The sequence below is a fragment of the Shigella sp. FJ200513 genome, assembly GCF_040495915.1.
Lineage (GTDB): Bacteria > Pseudomonadota > Gammaproteobacteria > Enterobacterales > Enterobacteriaceae > ECMA0423.
This window is the reverse complement of sequence record NZ_JBDYCV010000002.1, coordinates 86,438-95,252: the sequence shown is the minus strand read 5'-3', so window position 1 is coordinate 95,252 and position 8,815 is coordinate 86,438. Positions and strand designations below refer to the sequence as shown.

Genomic DNA, 8,815 nt, shown 5'->3' with positions numbered 1-8,815 from the left:
AATCGGTGGAGCTGCATGACAAGGTCATCGGGCATTATCTGAACATAAAACACTATCAGTAAGTTGGAGTCATTACCTAAATATGCTCGATATGCTATTAATAATATCCACATAAATAAAACAACGGGCGTGTTATACGCCCGTTTAAATATTTAACACATGTAGTGATTACATATTCTTGATGATCGCATCACCAAACTCTGAACATTTCAGCAGTTTAGCGCCTTCCATCAGACGCTCGAAGTCATAGGTTACGGTCTTGGCGTTGATCGCGCCTTCCATACCTTTAACAATCAGGTCTGCGGCTTCAGTCCAGCCCATATGGCGTAACATCATCTCAGCGGAGAGAATAATAGAGCCAGGGTTTACTTTGTCCTGACCGGCGTATTTCGGCGCAGTACCGTGGGTGGCTTCAAACAGGGCGCATTCGTCACCGATGTTTGCTCCAGGGGCGATACCGATACCGCCAACCTGCGCTGCCAGAGCGTCAGAAATGTAGTCACCGTTCAGGTTCATACAGGCGATAACATCATATTCAGCCGGACGCAGCAGGATCTGTTGCAGGAATGCATCAGCAATCACGTCTTTAATGACGATCTCTTTGCCGGTATTCGGGTTTTTAACTTTCAGCCACGGGCCGCCGTCGATCAGTTCACCGCCAAATTCTTCACGCGCCAGCTGGTAGCCCCAGTCTTTAAACGCGCCTTCGGTGAACTTCATGATGTTGCCTTTGTGCACCAGGGTCACAGAGTCACGATCGTTAGCAATTGCGTATTCGATCGCTGCACGAACCAGACGTTTGGTGCCTTCTTCAGAACACGGCTTAATACCGATACCGCAATGTTCCGGGAAGCGAATTTTCTTCACGCCCATCTCTTCACGCAGGAATTTAATCACTTTCTCGGCGTCGGCAGAGTCAGCTTTCCATTCGATACCCGCATAAATGTCTTCCGAGTTTTCACGGAAGATAACCATATCGGTCAGTTCAGGGTGTTTAACCGGGCTTGGAGTGCCCTGATAGTAACGTACCGGACGCAGGCAGATGTAGAGATCCAGTTCCTGACGCAGGGCAACGTTGAGAGAACGAATACCGCCACCAACCGGAGTGGTCAGCGGGCCTTTAATGGCAACGCGATATTCACGAATCAGATCAAGGGTTTCAGCAGGCAGCCAGACATCCTGACCATAAACCTGTGTGGATTTTTCACCGGTGTAAATTTCCATCCAGGAGATTTTACGCTCGCCTTTATAGGCTTTCTCGACTGCAGCGTCGACCACTTTCAGCATGGCTGGGGTTACATCTACACCGATTCCATCACCTTCAATGTAAGGGATAATCGGATTTTCAGGAACGTTGAGTTTGCCGTTTTGCAGGGTGATCTTCTTGCCTTGTGCCGGAACAACTACTTTACTTTCCATTCACCTCTCCTTCGAGCGCTACTGGTTTGCTCGTCTGCCACCACGTTGCATATGCGTTTGCGTCCTGCGATACGGATGCTTTAGAGCAATTTTTTGTTAATGATTTGTAATTGACTTGTCAATACTACCCTATTGTTTGCCGTCATGAAAGATGCGCGTTATTAGGCTATAATGCGGCAATTCATAATCTCTGAAAATACCATGCAAAAAACTTCTTTTAGAAATCACCAGGTTAAGCGATTCAGCTCGCAACGTTCTACCAGGCGTAAACATGAAAACCAGCCCACGCGTGTGATCCTCTTCAATAAACCCTACGATGTTCTTCCGCAGTTCACCGATGAAACCGGACGCAAAACATTAAAAGAATTCATCCCGGTTCAGGGCGTTTATGCAGCAGGTCGCCTTGACCGCGATAGCGAAGGGTTGCTGGTGCTGACCAATAACGGCGCGTTGCAGGCGCGTTTAACCCAGCCGGGTAAACGCACCGGAAAAATCTATTATGTGCAGGTGGAAGGTATTCCCACACAAGACGCACTTGAAGCCTTGCGCAATGGCGTAACCTTAAATGATGGCCCTACCCTGCCCGCAGGCGCGGAGCTGGTTGACGAACCCGCGTGGTTATGGCCGCGGAATCCACCAATTCGTGAACGCAAAAGTATTCCCACCAGCTGGCTGAAGATCACCTTATATGAAGGACGTAATCGCCAGGTGCGCCGCATGACCGCCCATGTTGGTTTCCCCACGCTGCGACTGATTCGCTATGCGATGGGAGATTACTCTTTGGATAATCTTGCCAATGGCGAATGGCGAGAAGTGACAGATTAAGGATGCAAAATGTTTAAACCGCACGTTACCGTTGCTTGCGTGGTGCACGCAGAAGGCAAATTTTTAGTCGTTGAAGAGACGATTAATGGTAAAGCGTTATGGAACCAACCTGCCGGGCATCTGGAAGCCGATGAAACCTTAGTGGAAGCCGCCGCCCGTGAACTGTGGGAAGAAACCGGCATCAGCGCGCAGCCGCAACACTTTATTCGTATGCATCAGTGGATTGCGCCAGATAAAACGCCGTTTTTGCGTTTCCTCTTTGCCATTGAGCTTGAGCAAATATGCCCGACCCAGCCTCATGACAGCGATATCGACTGCTGCCGTTGGGTCAGCGCCGAAGAAATTTTACAGGCGTCAAATCTTCGTTCGCCGCTGGTGGCGGAAAGTATTCGTTGTTATCAAAGCGGGCAACGTTATCCGCTGGAGATGATTGGCGATTTTAACTGGCCTTTTACAAAGGGTGTCATCTAAAAGGCTGCGTGATAGAATACGCCGCCTTGAAGTTCAATGTCGTGAGTGATCCAATGTCTGAAACCGCAAAAAAAGTAATCGTCGGCATGTCCGGCGGTGTCGATTCCTCCGTTTCTGCCTGGCTGTTGCAACAACAGGGATATCAGGTCGAAGGCCTGTTTATGAAGAACTGGGAAGAAGACGACGGTGAGGAATATTGCACAGCAGCAGCGGATCTGGCTGATGCCCAGGCGGTCTGCGACAAGCTCGGCATTGAACTGCACACCGTTAACTTTGCTGCCGAGTACTGGGACAACGTCTTCGAACTGTTCCTTGCCGAATATAAAGCCGGTCGCACGCCGAATCCGGATATTCTGTGCAACAAGGAGATCAAATTTAAAGCCTTCCTCGAATTTGCCGCCGAAGATTTAGGTGCCGATTATATCGCTACCGGTCATTACGTACGTCGGGCCGATGTCGATGGCAAGAGCCGCCTGCTGCGTGGTCTGGACAGCAATAAAGACCAGAGCTACTTCCTTTATACGCTCAGCCATGAGCAGATTGCGCAAAGCCTGTTCCCGGTAGGCGAACTGGAAAAACCGCAGGTGCGTAAGATTGCTGAAGATCTTGGTCTGGTCACCGCGAAGAAAAAAGACTCTACCGGCATTTGCTTCATTGGCGAACGTAAATTCCGCGAGTTCCTGGGCCGTTATCTCCCGGCGCAACCGGGCAAAATCATTACCGTCGATGGCGATGAAATTGGTGAGCACCAGGGGCTGATGTATCACACTCTCGGTCAGCGTAAAGGTCTGGGTATCGGTGGCACCAAAGAAGGTACCGAAGAACCGTGGTATGTGGTGGACAAAGACGTCGAAAACAACATTCTGGTTGTCGCTCAGGGCCATGAACACCCGCGGCTGATGTCTGTCGGGTTGATTGCCCAGCAGCTGCACTGGGTCGATCGCGAACCATTCACCGGCACTATGCGTTGCACGGTAAAAACCCGCTATCGCCAGACCGACATTCCGTGCACCGTCAAGGCGCTGGACGACGATCGCATTAAAGTGATTTTCGATGAGCCGGTTGCCGCCGTGACGCCGGGCCAGTCTGCCGTCTTCTATAACGGTGAAGTGTGCCTCGGTGGCGGTATTATTGAGCAGCGTCTGCCGCTGCCGGTCTGATTATTATCTTTACTTAAAACAAGGAAGCAGTGAACGTGGCAAAGAATTACTATGACATCACCCTCGCCCTGGCCGGTATTTGTCAGTCGGCACGCCTGGTGCAACAACTCGCTCACCAGGGGCATTGTGATGCCGATGCGCTACACGTCTCACTCAACAGTATTATTGATATGAACCCCAGCTCGACGCTGGCGGTTTTTGGCGGTAGCGAAGCCAACCTGCGCGTCGGGCTGGAAACCCTGCTCGGCGTGCTCAATGCCAGCAGTTGCCAGGGCTTAAACGCCGAATTAACCCGCTACACACTCAGCTTGATGGTGCTTGAGCGCAAACTCTCCTCAGCGAAAGGCGCGCTCGACACTCTGGGCAACCGGATCAACGGCCTGCAACGCCAGCTCGAACACTTCGATTTACAGTCCGAAACGCTGATGAGCGCGATGGCTGCTATCTATGTTGATGTGATCAGCCCGCTTGGCCCGCGCATTCAGGTCACCGGTTCCCCTGCTGTACTGCAAAGCCCACAAGTGCAGGCGAAAGTTCGCGCAACCCTGCTGGCAGGCATTCGCGCCGCCGTGCTCTGGCACCAGGTCGGCGGCGGACGTCTACAACTGATGTTTTCTCGTAATCGCCTGACCACTCAGGCAAAACAAATTCTTGCTCATTTAACCCCGGAGTTGTGATCTATGGAATTATCCTCACTGACCGCCGTTTCCCCTGTCGATGGACGCTACGGCGATAAAGTCAGCGCGCTGCGCGGGATTTTCAGCGAATATGGTTTGCTGAAATTCCGTGTACAAGTTGAAGTACGTTGGCTGCAAAAACTGGCCGCGCACGCAGCGATCAAGGAAGTTCCTGCTTTTGCTGCCGACGCAATCGGTTACCTTGATGCAATTGTCGCCAATTTCAGCGAAGAAGATGCCGCACGCATCAAAACCATCGAGCGTACCACTAACCACGACGTTAAAGCGGTTGAGTATTTCCTGAAAGAAAAAGTGGCGGAGATCCCGGAACTGCACGCGGTTTCTGAATTCATCCACTTTGCCTGTACTTCGGAAGATATCAATAACCTCTCCCACGCATTAATGCTGAAAACCGCGCGTGATGAAGTGATCCTGCCGTACTGGCGTCAACTGATTGATGGCATTAAAGATCTCGCCGTTCAGTACCGCGATATCCCGCTGCTGTCTCGTACCCACGGTCAGCCAGCCACGCCGTCAACCATCGGTAAAGAGATGGCAAACGTCGCCTACCGTATGGAGCGCCAGCACCGCCAGCTTAACCAGGTGGAGATCCTCGGCAAAATCAACGGCGCGGTCGGTAACTATAACGCCCACATCGCCGCTTACCCGGAAGTTGACTGGCATCAGTTCAGCGAAGAGTTCGTCACCTCGCTGGGTATTCAATGGAACCCGTACACTACCCAGATTGAACCGCACGACTACATTGCCGAACTGTTTGATTGCGTTGCGCGCTTCAACACCATTCTGATCGACTTTGACCGTGACGTCTGGGGTTATATCGCCCTTAACCACTTCAAACAGAAAACCATTGCTGGTGAGATTGGTTCTTCCACCATGCCGCATAAAGTTAACCCGATCGACTTCGAAAACTCCGAAGGGAATCTGGGCCTTTCCAACGCGGTATTGCAGCATCTGGCAAGCAAACTGCCGGTTTCCCGCTGGCAGCGTGACCTGACCGACTCCACCGTGCTGCGTAACCTCGGCGTGGGTATCGGTTATGCGCTGATTGCGTATCAATCCACCCTGAAAGGCGTGAGCAAACTGGAAGTGAACCGTGACCATCTGCTGGATGAGCTGGATCACAACTGGGAAGTGCTGGCAGAACCAATCCAGACAGTTATGCGTCGCTATGGCATCGAAAAACCGTACGAGAAGCTGAAAGAGCTTACTCGCGGTAAGCGCGTTGACGCCGAAGGCATGAAGCAGTTTATCGATGGTCTGGCGTTGCCAGAAGAAGAGAAAGCCCGCCTGAAAGCGATGACGCCGGCTAACTATATTGGTCGAGCTATCACGATGGTTGATGAGCTGAAATAAGCCTCAAATCAGTGCCGGATGGCGATGCTGTCCGGCCTGCTTATTAAGATTATCCACTTTTTCTTTTTTCACTTTACCTCCCCTCCCCGCTGGTTTATTTAATGTTTACCCCCATAAACACATAATCGCGTTACACTATTTTAATAATTAAGACAGGGAGAAATAAAAATGCGCGTACTGGTTGTTGAAGACAATGCGTTGTTACGTCACCACCTTAAAGTTCAGATTCAGGATGCTGGTCATCAGGTCGATGACGCAGAAGATGCCAAAGAAGCCGATTATTATCTCAATGAACATTTACCGGATATTGCGATTGTCGATCTCGGATTGCCTGACGAGGACGGTCTGTCACTGATTCGCCGCTGGCGTAGCAACGATGTTTCACTGCCGATTCTGGTATTAACCGCCCGTGAAAGCTGGCAGGACAAAGTCGAAGTATTAAGTGCCGGTGCTGATGATTACGTGACTAAACCGTTTCATATTGAAGAGGTGATGGCGCGAATGCAGGCATTAATGCGGCGTAATAGCGGTCTGGCTTCACAGGTCATTTCGCTCCCCCCGTTTCAGGTTGATCTCTCTCGCCGTGAATTATCTATTAATGACGAAGTGATCAAACTGACCGCGTTCGAATACACCATTATGGAAACGTTGATACGCAATAATGGCAAAGTGGTCAGCAAAGATTCGTTAATGCTACAACTCTATCCGGATGCGGAGCTGCGGGAAAGCCATACCATTGATGTACTGATGGGACGTCTGCGCAAAAAAATTCAGGCACAATATCCGCAAGAAGTCATTACCACCGTTCGCGGCCAGGGCTACCTGTTCGAATTGCGCTGATGAAAAAATTACTGCGTCTTTTTTTCCCGCTCTCGCTGCGGGTACGTTTTCTGTTGGCAACGGCAGCGGTAGTACTGGTGCTTTCGCTTGCCTACGGAATGGTCGCGCTGATCGGTTATAGCGTCAGTTTCGATAAAACTACGTTTCGGCTGTTACGTGGCGAGAGCAATCTGTTCTATACCCTTGCGCAGTGGGAAAACAATAAGTTGCATGTCGAGTTACCCGAAAATATCGACAAGCAAAGCCCCACCATGACGCTAATTTATGATGAGAACGGGCAGCTTTTATGGGCGCAACGTGACGTGCCCTGGCTGATGAAAATGATCCAGCCTGACTGGCTGAAATCGAATGGTTTTCATGAAATTGAAGCGGATGTTAACGATACCAGCCTCTTGCTGAGTGGAGATCATTCGATACAGCAACAGTTGCAGGAAGTGCGGGAAGATGATGACGACGCGGAGATGACCCACTCGGTGGCGGTAAACGTCTACCCGGCAACATCGCGGATGCCAAAATTAACCATTGTGGTGGTGGATACCATTCCGGTGGAGCTAAAAAGTTCCTATATGGTCTGGAGCTGGTTTATCTATGTGCTCTCAGCCAATCTGCTGTTAGTGATCCCGCTGCTGTGGGTCGCCGCCTGGTGGAGTTTACGCCCCATCGAAGCCCTGGCAAAAGAAGTCCGCGAACTGGAAGAACATAACCGCGAATTGCTCAATCCAGCCACAACGCGAGAACTGACCAGTCTGGTACGAAACCTGAACCGATTGTTAAAAAGTGAACGCGAACGTTACGACAAATACCGTACGACGCTCACCGACCTGACCCATAGTCTGAAAACGCCACTGGCGGTGCTGCAAAGTACGCTGCGTTCTCTGCGTAGTGAAAAGATGAGCGTCAGTGATGCTGAGCCGGTAATGCTGGAGCAAATCAGCCGCATTTCACAGCAAATTGGCTACTACCTGCATCGTGCCAGTATGCGCGGCGGGACATTGCTCAGCCGCGAGCTGCATCCGGTCGCCCCACTGCTGGACAATCTCACCTCAGCGCTGAACAAAGTGTATCAACGCAAAGGGGTCAATATCTCTCTCGATATTTCGCCAGAGATCAGCTTTGTCGGTGAGCAGAACGATTTTGTCGAGGTGATGGGCAACGTGCTGGATAATGCCTGTAAATATTGCCTCGAGTTTGTCGAAATTTCTGCAAGGCAAACCGACGAGCATCTCTATATTGTGGTCGAGGATGATGGCCCCGGTATTCCATTAAGCAAGCGAGAGGTCATTTTCGACCGTGGTCAACGGGTTGATACTTTACGCCCTGGGCAAGGTGTAGGGCTGGCGGTAGCCCGCGAAATCACCGAGCAATATGAGGGTAAAATCGTCGCCGGAGAGAGCATGCTGGGCGGTGCGCGGATGGAGGTGATTTTTGGTCGCCAGCATTCTGCGCCGAAAGATGAATAAATATGTCCTTTTACCACTACATCAAGTCATTGATTCGATCAAACAATTTTCATTGAAAAAGTGCCAAAAATCGCAAATTGACTACACCATTAACTACACCGTTCGGTGCACTGTATGAAACAACGTGGAACAAATAGACACAAGAAATATACAGGCGGGTAATCTTTCCAGGGGGAAGCGCACCAATTCATGAGGGGCGTTAATGTCGATATGGGGATCCCCATAACGGGGCTACCGGATTTTTTTTCCGGTTAACCTTTAATCAGGCTGGTGGGTTTTACATACCCTTGATCACCGTAATGATGATCCAGATGTGCACCTTTTCCACCAATGGCGGAAAAGCTCCAACCGTAACGATGATCGCTATGGTTGCCTCGATGGTCTGCGTGGTCATTATGACCGTTCAGCCAGTGACCTTAATCAGAATTTTTCGCTAAAAAATGACGTTGGCCACGTCATCCGGAAAGCACAAAATCACGTCGATTTTTAATGAACGGTTAAACCGTCTTTTTGTCACGGTGTGTCACTGGTTGTCACTCTCCGTCACGATTGAGGTGGTGGTCATTCTGCCCGACCGCGCATCTTTGCG

The 8,815-nt window shown here is 50.6% G+C and carries 9 protein-coding genes; 8 read left to right on the top strand and 1 reads right to left on the bottom strand.

Annotated features, from left to right (window positions below):
• Positions 1–62: IS1 family transposase (locus ABZJ92_RS01195; protein WP_071528444.1), on the top strand; the 62-nt coding region annotated here is incomplete at its 5' end.
• Positions 63–168: 106 nt separating this feature from the next.
• Here the strand turns inward: ABZJ92_RS01195 and icd are convergent.
• Positions 169–1,419, bottom strand: a complete 1,251-nt coding sequence (icd, locus tag ABZJ92_RS01190) for an NADP-dependent isocitrate dehydrogenase (protein ID WP_000444487.1) — start codon at positions 1,417–1,419, stop codon at positions 169–171.
• Between the two features lie 171 nt (positions 1,420–1,590).
• On the opposite strand from icd, the gene rluE reads away from it, so the two are divergent.
• The 7 genes from rluE to phoQ all read left to right on the top strand — a co-directional run bounded on the left by rluE (position 1,591) and on the right by phoQ (position 8,226).
• Positions 1,591–2,244, top strand: coding sequence for a 23S rRNA pseudouridine(2457) synthase RluE (gene rluE, locus ABZJ92_RS01185; RefSeq protein WP_001248670.1), 654 nt, complete (start codon positions 1,591–1,593; stop codon positions 2,242–2,244).
• A gap of 9 nt (positions 2,245–2,253) precedes the next feature.
• A complete protein-coding gene (gene nudJ / locus ABZJ92_RS01180) occupies positions 2,254–2,715 on the top strand; it encodes a phosphatase NudJ (RefSeq protein ID WP_000476093.1) in 462 nt (153 codons plus the stop codon).
• 53 nt (positions 2,716–2,768) lie between these two features.
• Positions 2,769–3,875 carry a tRNA 2-thiouridine(34) synthase MnmA gene (mnmA, locus tag ABZJ92_RS01175; protein ID WP_005047976.1) on the top strand — a complete coding sequence of 369 codons (1,107 nt, stop codon included), beginning with the start codon at positions 2,769–2,771 and terminating at the stop codon, positions 3,873–3,875.
• Between the two features lie 35 nt (positions 3,876–3,910).
• A complete protein-coding gene (gene hflD, locus ABZJ92_RS01170) occupies positions 3,911–4,552 on the top strand; it encodes a high frequency lysogenization protein HflD (RefSeq protein ID WP_005047980.1) in 642 nt (213 codons plus the stop codon).
• Positions 4,553–4,555: 3 nt separating this feature from the next.
• Positions 4,556–5,926 carry an adenylosuccinate lyase gene (gene purB, locus ABZJ92_RS01165; protein ID WP_000423725.1) on the top strand — a complete coding sequence of 457 codons (1,371 nt, stop codon included), beginning with the start codon at positions 4,556–4,558 and terminating at the stop codon, positions 5,924–5,926.
• Between the two features lie 168 nt (positions 5,927–6,094).
• Positions 6,095–6,766: a two-component system response regulator PhoP gene (phoP, locus tag ABZJ92_RS01160; protein WP_001265481.1), complete on the top strand. Its 672-nt coding sequence runs from the start codon at positions 6,095–6,097 to the stop codon at positions 6,764–6,766.
• The gene (gene phoQ, locus ABZJ92_RS01155; protein ID WP_000735425.1) at positions 6,766–8,226 is read left to right on the top strand and encodes a two-component system sensor histidine kinase PhoQ; all 1,461 of its coding nucleotides are present in this window, start codon (positions 6,766–6,768) and stop codon (positions 8,224–8,226) included. Before phoP ends, phoQ begins: the two co-directional genes overlap by 1 nt.
• The last annotated feature ends 589 nt before the right edge of the window (positions 8,227–8,815 follow it).